This is a genomic window from Streptomyces sp. NPDC088254 (assembly GCF_044740925.1).
GTDB lineage: Bacteria > Actinomycetota > Actinomycetes > Streptomycetales > Streptomycetaceae > Streptomyces.
Genome location: NZ_JBIURQ010000010.1, coordinates 47,636 through 66,700, shown reverse-complemented (window position 1 = coordinate 66,700; position 19,065 = coordinate 47,636). Strand labels below are relative to the sequence as shown.

The window sequence follows — 19,065 nt, the reverse complement described above, 5'->3', positions numbered from 1 at the left end:
AATGGTCCACGGAGTTGTTCCCCGCGGATGACGACGCGCGAACGGCCCGGCATTGTTGGGACCGAAGGCGTGACAGTGCGGCGGAAGGTGTCACCCCATGGCACGCGAGTCGGAATCAGGGCTTCCCATCGAGCCGGTGTACGGGCCGGACAGCCTCACGAGCGGCTGGGACCCGGCGGAGAGACTGGGCGAGCCGGGCTCGTACCCCTACACGCGGGGCGTGTACCCGACGATGTACACCGGGCGGCCCTGGACGATGCGCCAGTACGCCGGCTTCGGCACGGCCGCCGAGTCCAACGCCCGCTACAAGCAGCTCATCGCGCACGGCACGACCGGCCTGTCCGTCGCCTTCGACCTGCCCACCCAGATGGGCCACGACTCCGACGCCCCGCTCGCGCACGGCGAGGTCGGCAAGGTCGGCGTCGCCGTCGACTCCCTCGACGACATGCGGGTCCTGTTCGACGGGATCCCGCTGGACCGGGTCTCCACGTCGATGACGATCAACGCCCCGGCCGCCCTGCTGCTCCTGCTCTACCAACTGGTCGCCGAGGAACAGGGCGTGGGCGGCGACCGGCTCACCGGCACGATCCAGAACGACGCGCTCAAGGAGTACATCGCGCGCGGGACGTACATCTTCCCGCCGGGGCCCTCGCTGCGCCTGGTCGCCGACACGTTCAGGTACTGCCGGGCCGAGATCCCCCGGTGGAACACCATCTCCATCTCCGGCTACCACATGGCCGAGGCGGGAGCCTCGCCCGCGCAGGAGATCGCCTTCACCCTCGCCGACGGCGTCGAGTACGTCCGCACGGCGGTCGCGGCCGGCATGGACGTCGACGACTTCGCGCCGAGGCTCTCCTTCTTCTTCGTGGCCCGTACGACGCTGCTGGAGGAGGTCGCCAAGTTCCGTGCCGCGCGCCGCATGTGGGCGCGGCTGATGCGGGACGAGTTCGGCGCGCGCGACCCCAGGTCGCTGATGCTGCGCTTCCACACGCAGACGGCCGGCGTGCAGCTGACGGCCCAGCAGCCCGAGGTGAACCTCGTCCGGGTGGCCGTCCAGGCGCTCGGGGCGGTCCTCGGCGGCACCCAGTCCCTGCACACCAACTCCTTCGACGAGGCGATCGCGCTGCCCACCGACAAGAGCGCGCGCCTGGCCCTGCGGACGCAGCAGGTGCTCGCGTACGAGACGGACGTGACCGCGACGGTCGACCCCTTCGCCGGGTCGTACGCCGTGGAGCGGATGACCGACGACGTGGAGGCGGCGGCGCTGGAGCTGATGCGGAAGGTCGAGGACCTGGGCGGGGCGGTGGCGGCCATCGAGCGTGGCTTCCAGAAGCGGGAGATCGAGCGCAACGCCTACCGCATCGCCCAGGAGACCGACTCGGGGGAGCGGGTCGTCGTCGGCGTCAACCGCTTCCGCCTCGACGAGGAGGAGCCGTACGAGCCGCTCCGCGTGGACCCGGCCATCGAGGCCCGGCAGAAGGAGCGGCTGGCCCGGCTGCGCGCGGAGCGCGACCGGTCCGCGGTGGACGCGGCGCTGACGGCCCTGTGCAAGGCCGCCGAGGGCGAGGACAACGTCCTGTACCCGATGAAGGAGGCGCTCAGAGCGCGGGCGACGGTGGGCGAGGTGTGCGGCGCCCTCCGGGGGGTCTGGGGGAGCCATGTGCCGACGGAGGCGTTCTGAACTCCTCGACGGCGACGACTAGCTAGCGCTGCCCGAACCGGCTGAGGTAGTCCACGACCCCGGCCGCCCGGGCCCCGGCCCAGCCGACATGCCCGTCCGGCCGGACGAGGAACAGTCCGGAGCCGTACGTCCCCCGCACGCCCTCGCCGTGAACCACCCGCACGGCGGCCGGAACCGCGTCCGGCGTCTGCGCGCCCACCGCGACCAGGGTCCAGTGCGGTCCCCGGAAGGCGTCGAAGAGACGGACGCCGCCGACCGTGCCGTCCGGCGCGCGGTCCCCGGCCCGTACCGCTCCCGGCGTCTCCCGCGTCTCCTCCGTCAGGCTCGACTCCCGGTAGCCGATGCCCAGTTGACGGGTCGCCGCTCCCCGTCGGGCCTCCCCGCGGTGCACGCGCGTCGACAGGCCCAGCATCTCGGCCGCGACGGGCCGCCGTTCCTCCTCGTAGGTGTCGAGCAGGGTGGCCTCCGCCCCGTCCCGCAGCACCGCGCCCAGCTTCCAGCTCAAGTTGTAGGCGTCCTGCACGCTGGTGTTGAGGCCCTGGCCGCCGGCCGGCGAGTGGACGTGCGCAGCGTCCCCGGCCAGGAACACCCGGCCGGCCCGGAACCGGTCCGCCAGGGCCGCCCGCGGGCGGAAGTCGGACGCCCAGCGCACCTCGGTCACGTCCTCGGGCGCGAGGTGCGAGCGGGCGGCGACGAGCTTGCGGACGCCGTCGAGGGAGAGGTCCACCTCGGCCCCCTCGGGGAACTGCGCCACCGCCTGGAAGTCCTCCGTGCCCGCGAGCGGGCAGATCACCAGGAAGCCGTCGTCCTCCCCGCGCGCGGGGAAGATGTGCCAGTTGTCGCGGTCGAGCCCGGTGATCCGCAGGTCCGCCACCAGCGTCGGCCGCGGGTCGACGCTCTCCCCGGTCATGCCGACGCCGAGCGCGCGGCGCACGCCGGAGCGGCCGCCGTCCGCCGCGACGAGGTACCGCGCGCGGACGTCCGGCCCGGACGCGAAGTGCGCCGTCACGCCCTCCTCGTCCTGAGCGATCCCGGCGACCTCCCGCCCGAAGGCGACCGCCCCGCCCAGCTCCTCCAGCCGCGCCCGCAGGATCTCCTGCGTCCGCCACTGCGGCACCAGCAGCGGCTCGGCGTAGGGCGAGTCCTCGGTCGCCTCCGCCGGGTCGAACATCCGGTGCTCGCCCATCCGCCGCCCGTCCCGCCAGATCATCCCGGCCGGGTAGCCGCCCCCGGCCGCGCGGATCGCGTCCAGTACGCCGAGGTCGTCGAAGACCTCCAGCGTCCGGGGCTGCAGACCCTTGCCGCGCGAGCCCGGGAACAGCGTGTCGCCCCGCTCCACCACGAGCGCGTCCACCCCGCGCCGGGCGAGGTCGACGCCCAGGGTCAGCCCACAGGGGCCCGCGCCCACGACCAGTACGTCCGTCGTGATCATCACCGATCTCCTTAACGCTGTTAAGTCCGCCTGGCGTGAAGCGTGGCCTTAACGCCGTTAAGCTGTCAAGCGTGAACACGGAACGACGTGCGCCCCTCGACCGGAAACGGGTGGCCGACACCGCGCTGAGGCTCCTCAACGAGGTAGGCCTCGAAGGGCTCACCCTGCGGGCCATCGCCAAGGAGCTGGACGTCAAAGCACCTGCCCTGTACTGGCACTTCAAGGACAAGCAGGCCCTGCTCGACGAGATGGCGACCGAGATGTACCGCCGGATGGTCGCCGCCGCCCCCCTCGGCCCGGACGACACCTGGCGCGAACGGATGCTCAAGGCCAACCACGGCCTGCGCACGGCGCTGCTCGGCTACCGCGACGGCGCGAAGGTGTTCAGCGGCTCCCGCTTCACCGGCATCGAGCACGCCGGGCAGATGGAGGACAACCTGCGCCTCTTCACGGCCGCCGGCTTCACCCTCGCCCAGGCCGTCCGCGCGATCACGACCACGTACCTCTACACGCTCGGCTTCGTCACCGAGGAACAGGGCGTCCAGCCCCTGCCCGGCGAACGGCGCGAGGGCTTCGACGTCGACGAACGGGCCCGGCTGATGGCCGGCTTCCCGCTGACGGCCGCGGCCGGCGCGGAGATCTTCGACCACTACGACCGGGGATTCGCGGAAGGACTCGAACTCCTCCTGGCGGGCATCGAGGCGCGGTACGAGCGCCCGCACGGCCCGGACGACTGAACCCGAGGGCCCCGCGTGGCCGGTTCACCGGCTCTTCATCCGAGCTTCCCCTCGCCCAGGCGCGCAGTTACCCGCCGCTCAAGCCTGCCCTTCCTACGATCGTGCGACCTCCCGCTCAGAATTCAGGTGCGCACACGTGGCCAACAGAATCACCCTGTCCGTCGTCGTCCCCTGCTACAACATCGAGCCGTACGTCGCCGAGACCGTGACCAGTCTGGTCAACAACGCCCGGGACGACTTCGAGTTCCTCTTCGTCGAGGACCGCTCCACCAAGGACAGGACCTACGAGGCCCTCCTCGAACTGACCGGGAAGCTCCCCCGCAGCAGGCTGATCCGGCACGAGCGCAACGGCGGACTGGCGACCGCGCGCAACACCGGCATCGACGCCGCCGAAGGCCGCTACCTCACCTTCCTCGACGGCGACGACTGGCTGGCCCCGGGCCACCTGGCCCGGGTCGTGGACGTCGCCGAACGGTTCGACGTCGACTTCGTCCGCACCGACCACGTCCAGGTCACCGGCGTCGAACGGGCCGTCCACCGCGCGCCCGAGGGCCGCCGCCACACCCCGCTCGACCCACGCGACTCCATCCTCCCCGTCGACGACACCACCATGGTCGACTACCCCTACGCCTGGGCCGGCGTCTACCACCGCCGACTCCTCGACAGGGGCCTGCTCCGCTTCCACGACGGGCTGCGCACCGCCGAGGACCGGCCGTGGATCTGGGACCTGCACCGCAGGGCGGACTCCTACGTCGTCGCGAGCCTGCACGGCGTCTTCTACCGCCGGGGGCTCACCGGTTCGCTCACCCAGATCGGCGATGTGCGCCAGCTGGACTTCTTCCGCGCCTTCGACCTCGTCCTCGCCGAACTCGCAGCCGACCCCGAGGCCGGCCGGCTGCGCCGCAAGGCGCTGCGCGACTACTGCGTCGTCATCGCCCACCAGCTCCTCGACCGGCGACGCTTCGAACGCGGCGTGGCCGCGCGGCTGAGGCAGCTGGCCGCCGAGGCGCTCGGCGCGATGAGCGAGGAGGAACTGGGCGAGGCCGTGGTGGGGATGGGCGAGGAACGGGTCCGGGTGCTGCGCCGGGTGCGCGGCGGCATGAAGGGAGTGGCCGCGTGATCCAGATCTTCTGCTCCGCCACCCAGTACGCGGCCGCGACGGTCACCGCCGCGATCCGCGCCGGCCTGTTCGGCCCGCGCGAGGGCGTGCGCCGCGTCCTCGTCGTCAGCGACACCTCCGCCGTGCCGGAGGTCGGCACCCCGCTGGACCGGATGCCCGGCTTCGAGGCGCTGCGCGGCGAGTTCGACGAGGTGCGCTCCTGGAACGCGTTCATCTCCCCGCACCACCCGGCCGGCTGGTCGCCGCGCGCCCAGGACGCCCGGCTCTGGGAGAAAGCCGTACGCCTCGCCTGGGACCTCGGCGACGAACCCGTCGAGGTCGCCTGCGAGTCCCTCCAGGCCAACCCCTCCCGTGCGATCGCCGACATCTTCGCGGACAGCGCCCTCCACGTGTACGCGGACGGCTTGATGAGCTACGGCCCCACCCGCAACCGCATCCCGCACGGCGTGAGCAGCCGCATCGCGCGCGTGCTCCACCTCGACCTCGTCCCCGGGTTGCGGCCGATGCTGCTGTCCGAGTACGGCGTCCCCTCCGTGGCCGTGCCGGACGCGGCGATCGTCGACGTCCTCGCCCGGCTCGGGGAGTCGAACGCCCGCCTCCTCGCCGAGCGGCTCCCCGCCGGCCGCCCGCCCACCGCCGTGCTCCTCGGCCAGTACCTCTCCGCGATCGATCTGATCAGTCAGGACGAGGAGGAGCGGCTGCACGTCCGCATGCTGCGGGCCGCCGCCCGCGCGGGCCACGAGGACGTGCTGTTCAAGCCGCACCCGAGCGCGCCCGCCGGCTACGGCGATGCCCTTCGGACGGCCGCCGCGGAACTCGGCGTGCGGCTCACCGTCCTGGCCGAACCCGTCCTCGCCGAGACCGTCTTCGCGTATCTGAAGCCGAAGCTCGTCATCGGCTGCTTCTCCACGGCGCTGACGACCGCCGCCGCGTTCTACGGCATCCCCGTCGCCCGCGTCGGCACCGAACTGCTGCTGGAGCGCATCACGCCGTACGAGAACAGCAACCGGATCCCGCTCACGATCATCGACGCCGCCCTGCCCGACGCGGAACGCGACCCGCTGGGCGAGCCGGTCGAACTGGCGGGGCTGGCCGGCGAGTTGACGCCTCTGGTGCGGGCGGTGGCCTACTGCATGCAGTCCCGCAGGCATCACGCTCTGCGGCCCGAGGCGGTCGCCTGGCTCGCCGTCCATCTCGCCGACCGCGAGCGGTACTTCAAGCGGCGGCGGTTGACCAACCTGCGGTTGCCCGGTGGGGCGCCGGTGCGGGGCGCCGCGCTGCGGCGGCATCCCGCCGTGCGGCGGGCGGTACGCAGGCTGCGGGCCACAGCGGCGCATTAGGGGTGCCGCGTGATGTCGTCCTGCGTCCGCGGCTGCGTTGTGGCTGGTCGCGCAGTTCCCCGCGCCCCTGGCAGGGGCGGGGCGCTGCGCGCCTCCGCCCCTGCCGCCCTAGTCCCGGCGGACCTTCAGTGACTTCTTCAGGCGGGGGCCGAACGGTTTCTCCACGAAGCGGTGCAGCAGCCAGGCGACGGCCAGCATCGACAGGACCGTCGCGGCGAGCGTGGCGTACGGGTCCAGGTGCAGGCCGCGGTACAGCACGCGGATGAAGAACCAGCCCAGATGCTCGTGGACCAGGTAGAACGGGTACGTCAGCGCGCCCGCCACGGTCAGCCAGCGCCAGTTCGCCCGGCTCGTCCAGCCCACCGCCACCGCGGCGACGGCGGCGAAGGCGAGGAAGGCGATCGCCTGGACGACGTAGGGGTTGCGGTGGAAGTCGCCGTGCATGCCCGGGTGCCACAGGGCGGTCACCGAGTAGCGCTGGCCGAGCAGGAAGCTCACGCCGACGATCCCCCACAGCAGCAGGTCGCCGCCGAAACGGTGGATCAGGTACAGGGCGAGACCGCCGATGAAGTACGGCGCGTGGTCGCGCATCACCAGCTCGTCGGTCAGCGGATGGTCGGCGACCCGGGCGAACACCCCGGCCAGCGTCCACAGGACGCAGAACACCACCACCCGCCGGTAGGTGACACCCCGCCAGACCACACACAGCGCGAACAGGGCGTAGAAGCGGACCTCCACCCAGAGCGTCCAGTCCACGCCCAGCACCCGGTGGGCGCCCATCGGCTGCTGCAGCATGGTGAGGTTGACGAGGAGCTCGTCCGAGCGCAGCGGCGCGGACACCACCGGAAGGATCAGCCCCGCCGCGGTGACCAGCACGATCGCCGCCCAGTACGCGGGGTAGAGCCGGGCGACCCGGGAGCGGAAGAAGTCGCCCGGGGTCCGGCCCCAGCTGCTCATGCAGATCACGAAGCCGCTGATCACGAAGAAGAACTGCACGCCCAGGCTGCCGTACGTGGCGAACTGCGACAGCGTCGGGAACTTCACGCCGGGGGACTGGTGCCAGGACTGCGCGACCTCGCCGTTCTTGCCGGCGTAGTGGTAGAAGCACACCATCAGGGCCGCCAGCAGGCGCAGGCCGTCCAGGGCGCGCAGCCGGCCCTCCGCCCGGGGCCGCACGGTCGAGCGGTCGGGGAGGGAGAGGGCAGGCCGGGGGGCCGGTCTCGTCGCCGGCCCCGGGGCCTGGTCGGTCGCGCTCATCCTGGAGGCCTTCCTTGGAGGGGCAGTCGGGTTCGTATGCGGATGCGGGAGACGGGTCGGCCGCGCAGCGCCCTGGCCCGGCGCGCCAGCCTGCGCACGGTCGGGTTGCGGGGGAGGAATGCCAGTCCCGTCGGGAGGCCCCCGGGCAGGGCCAGTGACGCCAGCCGGCGGCGGGTGAAGTAGCGCGAGGTGTGCCGGCCGGGGTGCGCGGACAGGTACCGCTCCGCCTCACCCCGCAGCTCCGGATGGATCCGGGGCCGCATGGCGAAGCCCACCGCCCGCAGGAGCACGGCCAGTTCACGCACCCGCTCCCGCGCCGGCGGCGTCCACCCGGCCACCTCCGCGGGGTCCTCCAGGTCCGGCAGCAGCGCGTCGACGACGGTGAGCGGCACCCGCTCGGCGTTCCCGTACGGCGTGAGCCCGGCCAGCGCGTCATTCGTCCCGGCCCGCGCGACCGGCAGGCCGTACAGCACGGCGGCGGTCAGCAGCGCGGGGGAGGAGCAGCCGACGACCAGGGCGGGCCGCAGCCGCTGAATGGCGACCTCCGCGAGCACGGGCCTTTCCAGGACGGTGAGTTCGGCGCCCATCCGGCTCGCCTCGTCCTTCAGGACCCCGAACCGGCGTGCGGACGCGGCCGGGTGCGGTGCGAAGACGAGCGCCCGGTGCCCGAGCGCCACCGCGCCGCGCACCATGCGCAGATGCGGCTCCTGTTCCACGTCGGAGCCGCACTGCCCGAGCAGCAGCACGGGCCGCTCGGAGGGATCCGGCAACTCCTGTTCCACGTCGGCGAGTTCGCCGGTCACCTTGAGGAACGCCTCGGACGGCACCGGCACCGCCGGCACCCCGAACTCGGAAAGCAGCAGCGGGGTGAGACCCGGCACCAGATCGAGGTGCAGCAGCCGGCCGACACGGGTGCCGATCAGCGGGTCGAGCTTGTCGGGGCTGGGGCCGTAGCTCAGCAGACCGTCGGCGTAGACGTCCACGGGGGCCCCGGTGAACACCTGGCACAGCGCCGACGCCGGGTCGGTGTGCACGGACTCCACGACGAGGTGGACCTCGTCGTCGCCGAGCCCCCACAGCAGCCGCAGGTGCCGCTCCCACAGCGGGACGTCGTCCGGGCGCGGCGTCCAGCCGGCCGGGTGGAAGGGGGAGATGGTCTCGTTCCAGGAGCGCACCTCGTCGAAGCGTTCCCGGACGCGGGCGAAGCCCGGCACGGCGGCGACGGACGGGGTGGTCTCGGGGTTGGCCGCGGTGTCGGCGATCAGCAGCAGCCGGCGGTCGGACGGATCGAACAGGCCGGCGTCGAGAGCGGCGGCCAGCAGCGCCGCGCCGCGCGCGGTGGAGACGCAGAAGATCCGGGCGGTGCGCGGCATCAGAGGGCCACCGCCCCCGCCGTGACCGGCCGACGTCGTACGCTGCGCAGCGTGCCCGCCCGCCGGGCGTCCATCGACTCCATGACCTCCGCGAGCACGTCCTGCGGCATCCTGCGCAGCGCGGCGGCGCACAGCGAGCGCAGCCTGCGGGCCACGGCCGGCTCGAACCGCTCGATCGAGCCGAGATGGTGGGCCATGACCGCGCAGTACGTGCGCACAGCCTTCGGCAGCAGCGCCCCGGCCTCGGGGTCGCGTGCCGTCTCCTCGACGACCTGGTCGAAGGCGCGCACGAAGTCCAGTTGCCGCACGTCTGCGATCTGGGTGAGCGAAGAGGCCACCCCGCGCCGGTAGAAGACGCCGAGCAGCCCCACGACCGCGAAGGTCTCCGCCTCCCGGTGCAGCTTCCAGATCCACGGCCGGTCCTCGGCGGTGCGCAGCCCGTCGGTGAAGTGCAGCAGCCCGCGGTCGACCAGCCGGCGGTGGTAGACGCCCGCCCACGCGTAGGCGTAGTCCACGGGGGTGGACCGGTCGGCGGGCAGGATCGCCGCCCGCGGGTCCAGCACCGTCGAACGGCGTCCGTGCGGGACGCGGTGGACGGCGCGGGCCCGCCCGGTGCACTGCACATGGTCGGTGCGCACGAAGTCGCAGCCCAGCTCCTCGATCGCGTCCAGGAGCCGGGGAAGGTACCCGGGTGCGAGCCAGTCGTCGCCGTCCAGGAAGGTCAGATACTCGCCGCGCGCCCTGTCGATGCCGGAGTTCCTCGCGCTCGCCAGCCCCGCGTTCCGCTCGTGCGAGACCAGCACCGCGCCCGGCAGTTCACGTATCCCGCGGGCGAGGACGTCGGGGGTCGCGTCGGTCGAGCAGTCGTCGACCAGAATGAACTCGAAGTCAGCGCGCGCATTCGCACGCAAACTCTTCAGAGTGTCGGACGCGAATTGCTGCACGTTGTAGAACGGCACGATCACCGAGAGCTTGGGCACGCCGAAACCCTAAGAGGCGTTATTGCGGCTCTTCTTGACGCACGGAATATGGCTGGTGAACTCGATGTGTCGGAACGGTGCATCGCGGATACGCCACGGCTGTCGGCCTGCCGGTTATTACTTCGGCCTTACTCCGTTAACCATTCGTTGAATCACGGTTCGGCCCGTCCTGGATTTCGCTTCCTAGGTTCGAGCCGTGCCACTTCGTACTCCGAAGCCCCTGCGGGTCGCCGTCCTCGCCGACTCCGACACCCGCTGGAAATGGGGCGCCCTGACCGCTGGACGCGTCCTGCCCGCCGGCCCCGCCGCCCCGGTGCTGGACGGTTTTCTCCTGCGCGGCCGGGCCACCCCCACCCCCCGCCAGCTGCGCGAGGTCGGCGTCCGCGCCGACTCGCTGCGCGAGGTGACGGCCGTGGAGTTCCTGCGCGTCATGGCGCGTGAGTCGTACGACGTGCTCGTCCTCGCTCTCGTGGGCGGCGGGGTCCAGGCCGTGCTGCACGGCCTCGGGCGGGCCTGGGAGGGGCGGAGCGAGCGGCCCGTCGTCGTCACCGGCTACGTCGGCGTCGTCTACGAGAAGCTCGCCGACGGCCTGCTGCTGCGGCACGGCGCGGACCTCGTCCTCGCCAACTCCCGCCAGGACGCCGAGCGTTTCCGCGCGGTGTACGAAGGGGTGGGCGCCGACGCCTCGGCGGTGACGGAGGTGGCCCTGCCGTTCCTCGGCGGCGACCCCTACCAGGGCGAACACAGTCCCTACACCGTGGTGTTCGCGGCGCAGCCCTCCGTGCCGGACAACCGGGCGGACCGCACCTACCTGCTGGAGAGGCTGGTGAGGCACGCGCGGCTGCACCCCGACCGGGAGGTGCTGCTCAAGCTCCGCTCCCGGCCTGGCGAACACACCACCCACGTCGAGGAGTTGCCCTACCAGAAACTGGTGCGCGACCTCGACGCGCCGCCCAACCTCCGCCTGGTGTACGGCAACATGGGCGAGGTCCTCGACCGCGCCGACCTCATGGTCACGGTCAGCTCCACGGCCGCCCTGGAGTCCCTGCACCGCCGCGTCCCCACCGTCGTCCTCACCGACCTGGGCGTCCGCGAGACCCTCGGCAACCACCACTTCATCGGCTCCGGCTGCCTCGCCTCCTGGGACCAGCTCGACGCCGGACACCGGCCTGAGCCCGACCCGCAGTGGGTCGCCCGGCAGGGCGTGGCCGCCGGCGCCTCCGATGGAGCCGCCCCGGCGGGAGGCTCGTACGCCACCGCCTTCGACGCGGCGCGCGAGCGGATCGGCGCGCTGCTCGACCGGCCCGGCGGCCTGCCGCCGCTGACCCCGTACTACACACCCGCGACCGCGCCCGGCTACCTGCCCGGCATCCTCGCCCGCCACCACCTCGGCCCGGACGGCAGCCCGCTGCCCGGCGCGCCCGCCGCCGACGAGGAGCCCGGAGCCGTCCGGAGGATCGTCCGCCGGGCGGCGCGCGGCGCCTACCGGCACGGAGTGCAGCGGGTGGCGCCCGTCATCCGGCGGATGGGGGAGCTGTGACCCGTCAAGGAGAGACACCCATGACCGATCCCCGGCCCGGCGCGCACCGCGTCCTCGCCGTCATCCCCGCGCGCGGCGGCTCCAAGGGAGTGCCCGCGAAGAACCTCGCCCCCGTCGGCGGAGTGCCGCTGGTGGCGCGGGCGGTCCGCGAGTGCCGCGCCACCCGCCTGGTGACGGACGTCGTGGTCTCCACCGACGACGAGGCCATCGCCGCCGCGGCCCGGCAGGCCGGCGCGCAGGTCGTGCCGCGGCCCGCCGCCCTCGCCGGCGACACCGCGACCTCGGAGGCCGCCGTCCTGCACGCCATGGACGCCCACGCGGCCCTGAGCGGCACACCCGCCGACGTGGTGCTCCTGGTCCAGTGCACCAGCCCGTTCCTCGTCCGGCAGGACATCGACGCGGTGGCGGCCGCGGTGGTGGAGGGCGGCGCGGACACCGCCCTGACCGTCGCGCCCTTCCACGGGTTCGTCTGGCGCGACGCGGCCGACGACCCCGCCACGCACACCGGGAACGGCGACGCCCGGACCGCCGGCGGCCACGGCGTCAACCACGACAAGTCCTTCCGCCCCCGCCGCCAGGACCGCCCCCAGGACCTGCTGGAGACCGGCGCCGCCTACGCCATGGACGCGGCCGGCTTCCGCGAGCACCGCCACCGCTTCTTCGGGCACACCGAACTCGTACGGACCGACCCCGCCCGCGTCCTGGAGATCGACGACCCGCACGACCTCGCCCGCGCCCGGGCACTGGCCCCCCTCCTCGACGCGAACGGCCCCGGCGCCCTCCCGACCGCCGGCGACGTCGACGCCGTCGTCCTCGACTTCGACGGCACCCAGACCGACGACCGGGTGCTGATCGACTCCGAAGGGCGGGAGTTCGTCTCCGTCCACCGCGGCGACGGACTCGGCATCGCCGCCCTGCGCCGCAGCGGGCTGAAGATGCTGATCCTGTCCACGGAACGCAACCCCGTCGTCGCCGCCCGCGCCCGCAAGCTGCAACTGCCGGTGCTGCACGGCGTCGACCGCAAGGACCTCGCGCTCAAGCAGTGGTGCGACGAACAGGGCGTCGCGCCGGAGCGCGTGCTCTACGTCGGCAACGACGTCAACGACCTCCCCTGCTTCGCCCTCGTCGGCTGGCCCGTGGCGGTCGCGAGCGCCCACGACGTCGTACGCGGCGCCGCGCGCGCGGTCACCGCCCTCCCCGGCGGCGACGGCGCGATCCGCGAGATCGCCGGCTGGCTCCTCGGCCCCTCCCTCGACCCCCTCACCCCCCTCGACTCCCTCCCTCCCCTCACCCCCCTCTCCCGGTAAGGAACCCACAGATGAGCACCAACTCCCGCCTCCGCCAATTCGGTTCGCGTACCGCCGGACCCGGCCGCCCCGTCTACGTCTGCGGCGAGATCGGCATCAACCACAACGGCGAGCTGGAGAACGCCCTCAAGCTGATCGACGTGGCCGCCGAGGCCGGCTGCGACGCCGTGAAGTTCCAGAAGCGCACCCCGGAGATCTGCACCCCGCGCGACCAGTGGGACATCGAGCGCGACACGCCCTGGGGCCGGATGACCTACATCGACTACCGACACCGCGTCGAGTTCGGCGAGGACGAGTACCGCGCCATCGACGACTACTGCAAGACCAAGGGCATCGCCTGGTTCGCCTCCCCGTGGGACACCGAGGCCGTCGCCTTCCTTGAGAAGTTCGACGTCCCCGCCCACAAGGTCGCCTCCGCCTCCCTCACCGACGACGAACTGCTGCGCGCCCTGCGCGCCACCGGCCGCACCGTCATCCTCTCCACCGGCATGTCCACCCCGAAGCAGATCCGGCACGCGGTCGAGGTCCTCGGCAGCGAGAACATCCTGCTCTGCCACGCGACCTCGACCTATCCGGCGAAGGCGGAGGAGCTCAACCTCCGCGTCATCAACAGCCTCCAGGCCGAGTACCCGAACGTCCCGATCGGCTACTCCGGCCACGAGACCGGCCTGCAGACCACCCTGGCCGCCGTCGCCCTCGGCGCGGCGTTCGTCGAGCGCCACATCACCCTCGACCGCGCGATGTGGGGCTCCGACCAGGCCGCCTCCGTCGAGCCGCAGGGCCTTCAGCGTCTCGTCCGCGACATCCGCACCATCGAGGCGTCCCTCGGCGACGGCGTCAAGAAGGTCTACGACTCCGAACTCGGCCCGATGCGGAAGCTGCGCCGCGTCACCGGCGTCGTCGCCGAGGCGGAGATCGCCGCGGCGGCGGGCGAGCCCGTCGCGGTCTGACGACACCGATGAGCCCTCGCGCCGGTACCGCCGGCACCACCCCCCACACCCTCGCCTTCGTCGAGAGCCCCGTGCAGCTGCTGAACGTCCTGGAATGGGCGCACGCCCGAGGTCTCGGGGGCGAGGAGCGCTCCGGCGCGGGGCTCACCGTCGTCGTCCTGTCCCCGGTCGACCCCATGACCCGCGGCCAGCTGCGCCGCATGGCCGAACTGGCCCGCGACGAAGGTCACTCGGTCCGCTGGGAGGACGCCCGCGACGGCGCGGGCGCGCCCCTGCACACCGTCCGCGGTCTGACCCCGCTGCTGCGCGCGGCGAGCCGGATCGTCGTCGGCGACCCGTTCTCCCGCTACGTCCAGCTCCTGCTGACGATCGCCCGCCCCGCCGACCTCGTCGTCGTCGACGACGGCACGGCCACCATGGAGTTCGTCGGCCAACTGGCGCGCGGTGAAAGGCTCGTGCGCTGGCACCGCACGGGCGGGCGGCCCGGCCCCCGCGATCTGCTTCTCGCGCCGGTGTCGGCCGCGGCCCGCCGCCGTCTGACGCCCGGACCGGACCGGCGGGTGGAGGTCTTCTCCTCCATGCCGGTGCCGCAGACCCCGGCCGGCGTCACGGTCATCGGCAACGCCTTCGCCTGGACCCGGGCCCGCTTCGGCCCGCCCCGCGTGACGAAGGGAGCCGACCTGGTCGGCACGTCCCTCGTCGAGACGGGCGTCGTCGACGGCGACCGCTACCTCCACGCCGTCGGCCTCCTCGCCCGGACGCACGGCGCGGCCCGCTACTTCGCGCACCGCCGGGAGAGCACCGACAAACTCCGCCGCCTCGCCGCCGAGACCGGTCTGGAGATCGTCCGACCCGACCTGCCCCTCGAACTGATCGCTCGCCGCGGCCCCGTCGGCCGCACCGTCCTCAGCTTCCCCTCCACCGTCGTCCACACCCTGCCCCTGGCCCTGACCGGCACCGGGGTCCGCGTGGCCGTCTGCGACATCGACCCCGACTGGCTGACCGGCCACGCCTCTCCCCGGGCCCAGGGCTTCCTCACCACGGTGACCGCCACGGCCCGCGCCGCCCACGACCTCACCGAGGTGACGCCGCGAGATCCCTCAGCCGTCCCGCTTGTGGGCCAGCAGGAAGGACACCGGGCGACTGGTCTCGGCCTCGGGCTCCAGGACGGTGCTGGCCAGCAGGGAGAGGCCGGCCTGTTCGAGGTGGGCGGTGACCGCTGACGGCGAGCGCCAGTGGTACGAGAGGGCGACCTCCCGCCCGAACCGCTCGGTGAGCTGCTGCTCCTCCCCGCCGCCGGTCTGGAAGCAGAGCAGGACGTAACCACCCGGGGCGAGGACCCGCCGGAACTCCGCGAACACGCCCGGCAGATGGGCGTCCGGCACATGGATGAGCGAGAACAGGGCGAGCACTCCGCCCAGCGTCCCGTCGGGCAGGTCCAGGGACTCCATCGACCCCACGTGGAACCGCACCCCGGGATGGGTCCGCCGGGCCAGCGCCGTCATCCTCGGTGAGACGTCGACGCCGAACACCGGGACGCCGAGCCGGGCGAGCCGCGCCGTGACGTGCCCCGGCCCGCTGCCCACGTCCGCGACCGGCTCGCGTCCCCTGGATCTGACCAGCTCCGCGAAGGCGCACAGCAGCGCCCGGTCCAGGGGCCGGCGCTCCAGCCAGTCGGGGATCTGCCGGGCGTACTCCTCGGCGATCGCGTCGTACGAGGTCCGTGCGTCCCGCACGAAACCGGGCTCCGCGATCACCGGACAGGAGCGTGTGTTCGGTGCGCTCACGGGCCGGACTCTACCGACGCGGCCCCCGCCGGGAGGCCGAACCGGCGGATCCGCCCGCCGGTCCCGGGCGCGCGGGCCCGGATCGGCTCTCTCGGACGTTCCGGTACGTGGACAGGCCCGGCGTGATCCGCTCGGGGCGTGGTATGCGTGGAAGTGGAGAGAGCAAAAATTGGGATGGATCAGGATTCATGATCCACTCGGTGGGAAGTCGGCCGAGTGTACCCATCCCAAAAGACAGCCATGCGCCGTGCGACCGGCTTTTCTGCCTCTACGGGCTGAATTTTTGTTGATCGTGGGTCAGTCGACCGCCCCGGCGTCCTACCCTTCAGAGGGTGAAGCAACTGATGTCCCGAGAGTCCGAGGCCGATCCTTCAGGGGACGCGCTGCTCCCCGGCGCCCTGCCGGAGCCCCTGCGCGCAGAGCTCGTCGCCTTCCGCCGCGACATGCACATGCACCCAGAGCTCGGCAACCAGGAGTTCCGCACGACCGCCGCGATCAAGGAGCGCCTGGAGCGGGCCGGCCTCAAGCCGCGCGTCCTAGCCGCCGGGACCGGCCTCGTGTGTGACATCGGCGACGCGAGCGACGGCACGCCGATCCTCGCCATGCGCGCCGACATCGACGCGCTGCCCATCCCGGACACCAAGACCGAGTGCTCCTACCGCTCGAAGGTGCCCGACCGCGCCCACGCCTGCGGCCACGACGTGCACACCACCGTCGTCCTCGGCGCCGGCCTCGTCCTCGCCGACCTGCACCGCCAGGGCCTGCTGCCGCGCCCGGTGCGGCTGGTGTTCCAGCCCGCCGAGGAGGTGCTGCCCGGCGGCGCCGCCGACGCCATCCAGGACGGCGTGCTGGAGGGCGTCGGCCGGATCATCGCCGTGCACTGCGACCCGCGCGTGGACGCGGGGCTGATCGGACTGCGCACGGGCCCCATCACCTCCGCCTGCGACCGTCTGGAGATCGCCCTCGAAGGCCCCGGCGGCCACACCGCCCGCCCGCACCTGACCACCGACCTCGTCACCGCCGCCGCCCGGGTCGTCACCGACGTGCCCGCGCTCGTCGGCCGCCGCGTCGACACCCGCGCCGGCCTCGCGGTGACCTGGGGCCGGATCGACTGCGGTCACGCGCCGAACGTCATCCCGCAGCACGCCGAGCTCTCCGGCACCGTGCGCTGCCTCGACATCGACGCCTGGCGGCAGGCCCCCGACCTGGTCGTCGCCGCGATCGACGAGGTCGCCAACCTGCACCGCGCCAAGTCGGAGATCAACTACGTCCGGGGCGTCCCGCCGGTCGTCAACGACGCCGACGTCACCGCCCTGCTCAACGACGCGATGATCGCCCGCCATGGCGAGGGCACCGTGGAGAGCACCGAGCAGAGCCTCGGCGGCGAGGACTTCTCCTGGTACCTGGAGCGCATCCCCGGCGCCATGGCCCGCCTCGGAGTCCGCCACCCCGGCGAGCGCACAGTCCGAGACCTCCACCAGGGCGACTTCGACGCCGACGAGTCCGCGATCAAGGTAGGAGTGGAACTCTTCACGGCGGCAGCCCTCCTGGACGCCACAACCCGAACCGCGTGAGCTGACGGGAGCCGGGGGCCGTGCGCGGGCGTGGCCCGCCGGCCTGCGCAGTAGCGACCCCAGCAGCCTGCGCGGCGGCGACCAGCCCGGCCTGCGCGGGCCAGTGGCCCGGACGGCCCACGGGGGAGCGGTCTGCGCCCCCGGGTGGGAGCGGCCCGACGGCTGGGCGTGCTGTGGCGCGGGCGGCTTGAGTGGGGGTGGCCCGGGCGGCCCACACGCGCCAGCGACCGGGCGGCCTGGGCCGGAGTGGCGAGGACGTCTTGCTCAGGCGCAGGAGGAACCCGGGCACTCCGCGCGGGAGCGACCCGCGGCACCGCCCAGCCTGGGCGGCACCGGCCGGCATCGCCCGGGTGGGGGCGGTCCGGACGGCCTTCGCGGGAGCGCCCTGCACCGCCCGCCCGGGGGGCGCCCCGCACCGTCCCCGTGGCAGCGGCCCACACCGCTCGCGTGGCAGAAACCGCACCGTCCCCGCGGCAGCGCCCCGCACCGCCCGTGTGGCAGCCCCCCGCCGCAGTGGTCGGTGGCGGGGAGTGCCCGGAGCGCGGGGCTTTGTCCGGTGGGGTCATGTGGGTGTAACCGGGCGGGGCTGACCGGGGCGCGGTGGCGGCACGAATCGGTAACGGCCGGGGGGAATCCCGTTCCGCTCGCCTTCTACGCGCGTTACTGTGCGCCGAAATCGCCAGCCGGATCGGACAGTTGGGGGAGCCGCGCCGGAGGCGCCACATGGGGACACGCGGGCCGTTCGGCGGTGCCGTGGGGATGAAGGGTGCTTGCTGTGCGTTCGATCTCTCGGAAGACCAGAATCTCCCAGGCCGCGGCGGCCGTCGCGGTCGTCGCGCTCGCGGCCGCCGGCTGCGGCGAGTCCAGCACCGGCGCGAAGAGCGACGGTGACAAGCAGTCGTCCGGCAAGTACTCGGGCAAGGGCGTCGGCCTCGCGTACGACATCGGCGGCAAGGGCGACCAGTCGTTCAACGACGCCGCCTTCGCCGGCTTCCAGAAGGCCGACAAGGAGTTCGGCATCGGCGGCCGGGACGTCGAGCCCCAGGACGGCGAGTCCGAGGCGGACAAGGTCCAGCGTCTGACCCAGCTGGCCAAGGAGGGCTACAACCCGGTCATCGGCGTCGGCTACATCTACGCGCCGGCCGTCAAGGAGGTCTCCGCGAAGTTCCCGAACACCACCTTCGGGATCATCGACGACGAGACCGTGCAGGCCAAGAACGTCGCCGACCTGGTCTTCCACGAGGAGCAGGCCTCCTACCTCGCCGGCGTCGCCGCCGCCAAGGCGACCAAGAAGGCCCACATCGGCTTCATCGGCGGCGTCGACATCCCGCTGATTCACAAGTTCGAGGCCGGTTACGTCCAGGGCGCCAAGTCGGTCAACCCCAACATCAAGATCGAGTCGCAGTACCTGACGGAGACCCCCCAGGAGGGCGGCTTCTCCAGCCCCGACAAGGGCAAGGCGGGTGCGAGCGGCCAGATCGAGGCCGGCGCCGACGTCATCTACCACGCGGCCGGCCTCTCCGGCCAGGGCGTGATCTCCGAGGCCGCCGCCAAGAAGGTGTGGGCCATCGGCGTCGACTCCGACCAGTACAACCAGAGCTCGCTGGCCGCCTACAAGGACTACATCCTCGGCTCGGCCCTGAAGAACGTCGGCGGCGCGGTCTACGACCTGGCAAAGTCGGTGTACGAGGGCAAGCCCCTGGCCGGCGTGGTCCGCGGCAGCCTCTCCAACGACGGCGTGGGCTTCGCCGACACCAACCCCAAGTACAAGGCCCTGACCGACGTGGTCGCCGCGGTCGACAAGGCCAAGAAGGACATCGTCGACGGCAAGGTCAAGGTCGACACGAAGTAACGCTTCGGCACACCCGGGAACGGCCGCGGCCCGGCCCGCCCCCGAACCCGCACCGGCATCCCCGCAGACCACAGCGCTCCTCGCCTTGCGCGAGGGGCGCTGTGCTGTCCGTAGCCCTCGAACCGAATGCGGCCA

The 19,065-nt window shown here is 72.9% G+C and carries 14 protein-coding genes and 1 pseudogene; 10 read left to right on the top strand and 5 right to left on the bottom strand.

All coding sequences use genetic code 11. The features are described 5' to 3' along the window. The first annotated feature begins 97 nt into the window (after window positions 1-97). Window positions 98-1,681, top strand: a complete 1,584-nt coding sequence (locus ACIOC0_RS27345; RefSeq protein WP_402158310.1) for a methylmalonyl-CoA mutase — start codon at window positions 98-100, stop codon at window positions 1,679-1,681. Window positions 1,682-1,703: 22 nt separating this feature from the next. On the opposite strand, the gene ACIOC0_RS27340 is transcribed toward ACIOC0_RS27345, so the two are convergent. After that, window positions 1,704-3,113, bottom strand: coding sequence for an FAD-dependent oxidoreductase (locus ACIOC0_RS27340; protein WP_402158308.1), 1,410 nt, complete (start codon window positions 3,111-3,113; stop codon window positions 1,704-1,706). 71 nt (window positions 3,114-3,184) lie between these two features. Here ACIOC0_RS27340 and ACIOC0_RS27335 point away from each other — a divergent pair, with 71 nt between their 5' ends. The 3 genes from ACIOC0_RS27335 to ACIOC0_RS27325 all read left to right on the top strand — a co-directional run bounded on the left by ACIOC0_RS27335 (window position 3,185) and on the right by ACIOC0_RS27325 (window position 6,310). Continuing rightward, the gene (locus ACIOC0_RS27335; protein WP_402158306.1) at window positions 3,185-3,850 is read left to right on the top strand and encodes a TetR/AcrR family transcriptional regulator C-terminal domain-containing protein; all 666 of its coding nucleotides are present in this window, start codon (window positions 3,185-3,187) and stop codon (window positions 3,848-3,850) included. A gap of 136 nt (window positions 3,851-3,986) precedes the next feature. Beyond that, window positions 3,987-4,970 (top strand): glycosyltransferase family 2 protein, encoded by a 984-nt coding sequence (locus ACIOC0_RS27330; protein WP_402158303.1) that lies wholly within the window; start codon window positions 3,987-3,989, stop codon window positions 4,968-4,970. After that, the gene (locus ACIOC0_RS27325) at window positions 4,967-6,310 is read left to right on the top strand and encodes a polysialyltransferase family glycosyltransferase (protein WP_402158302.1); all 1,344 of its coding nucleotides are present in this window, start codon (window positions 4,967-4,969) and stop codon (window positions 6,308-6,310) included. Before ACIOC0_RS27330 ends, ACIOC0_RS27325 begins: the two co-directional genes overlap by 4 nt. 108 nt (window positions 6,311-6,418) lie before the next feature. Here ACIOC0_RS27325 and ACIOC0_RS27320 read toward each other — a convergent pair whose 3' ends face one another. The 3 genes from ACIOC0_RS27320 to ACIOC0_RS27310 are packed head-to-tail and all read right to left on the bottom strand — an operon-like array spanning window position 6,419 to window position 9,920. Next, window positions 6,419-7,567 carry an acyltransferase family protein gene (locus ACIOC0_RS27320; RefSeq protein ID WP_402158301.1) on the bottom strand — a complete coding sequence of 383 codons (1,149 nt, stop codon included), beginning with the start codon at window positions 7,565-7,567 and terminating at the stop codon, window positions 6,419-6,421. Beyond that, complete coding sequence (locus ACIOC0_RS27315; protein WP_402158299.1) at window positions 7,564-8,940, bottom strand: polysialyltransferase family glycosyltransferase; 1,377 nt, start codon at window positions 8,938-8,940, stop codon at window positions 7,564-7,566. Before ACIOC0_RS27315 ends, ACIOC0_RS27320 begins: the two co-directional genes overlap by 4 nt. Beyond that, a complete protein-coding gene (locus ACIOC0_RS27310; RefSeq protein WP_402158298.1) occupies window positions 8,940-9,920 on the bottom strand; it encodes a glycosyltransferase family 2 protein in 981 nt (326 codons plus the stop codon). The genes ACIOC0_RS27315 and ACIOC0_RS27310 overlap by 1 nt, the downstream gene beginning before the upstream one ends. A 196-nt stretch (window positions 9,921-10,116) precedes the next feature. On the opposite strand from ACIOC0_RS27310, the gene ACIOC0_RS27305 reads away from it, so the two are divergent. The 4 genes from ACIOC0_RS27305 to ACIOC0_RS27290 are packed head-to-tail and all read left to right on the top strand — an operon-like array spanning window position 10,117 to window position 14,940. Further along, entirely contained in the window at window positions 10,117-11,460 is a 1,344-nt protein-coding gene (locus ACIOC0_RS27305; RefSeq protein ID WP_402158297.1) for a DUF6716 putative glycosyltransferase, read from the top strand. A gap of 20 nt (window positions 11,461-11,480) precedes the next feature. Further along, a complete protein-coding gene (locus ACIOC0_RS27300; RefSeq protein ID WP_402158295.1) occupies window positions 11,481-12,767 on the top strand; it encodes a cytidylyltransferase domain-containing protein in 1,287 nt (428 codons plus the stop codon). Between the two features lie 11 nt (window positions 12,768-12,778). Further along, window positions 12,779-13,717, top strand: a complete 939-nt coding sequence (locus tag ACIOC0_RS27295; RefSeq protein ID WP_402158294.1) for an N-acetylneuraminate synthase family protein — start codon at window positions 12,779-12,781, stop codon at window positions 13,715-13,717. Between the two features lie 8 nt (window positions 13,718-13,725). Next, window positions 13,726-14,940 (top strand): hypothetical protein, encoded by a 1,215-nt coding sequence (locus tag ACIOC0_RS27290; RefSeq protein WP_402158293.1) that lies wholly within the window; start codon window positions 13,726-13,728, stop codon window positions 14,938-14,940. Between the two features lie 15 nt (window positions 14,941-14,955). Here the strand turns inward: ACIOC0_RS27290 and ACIOC0_RS27285 are convergent. Then, window positions 14,956-15,453: pseudogene (locus tag ACIOC0_RS27285) on the bottom strand (class I SAM-dependent methyltransferase); the annotation flags it as partial. 395 nt (window positions 15,454-15,848) lie between these two features. On the opposite strand from ACIOC0_RS27285, the gene ACIOC0_RS27280 reads away from it, so the two are divergent. Both ACIOC0_RS27280 and ACIOC0_RS27275 read left to right on the top strand, forming a co-directional pair. Then, entirely contained in the window at window positions 15,849-17,078 is a 1,230-nt protein-coding gene (locus ACIOC0_RS27280) for a M20 family metallopeptidase (RefSeq protein WP_402158715.1), read from the top strand. Between the two features lie 784 nt (window positions 17,079-17,862). Continuing rightward, window positions 17,863-18,930: a BMP family protein gene (locus ACIOC0_RS27275; RefSeq protein ID WP_402158714.1), complete on the top strand. Its 1,068-nt coding sequence runs from the start codon at window positions 17,863-17,865 to the stop codon at window positions 18,928-18,930. Window positions 18,931-19,065: the final 135 nt, after the last annotated feature.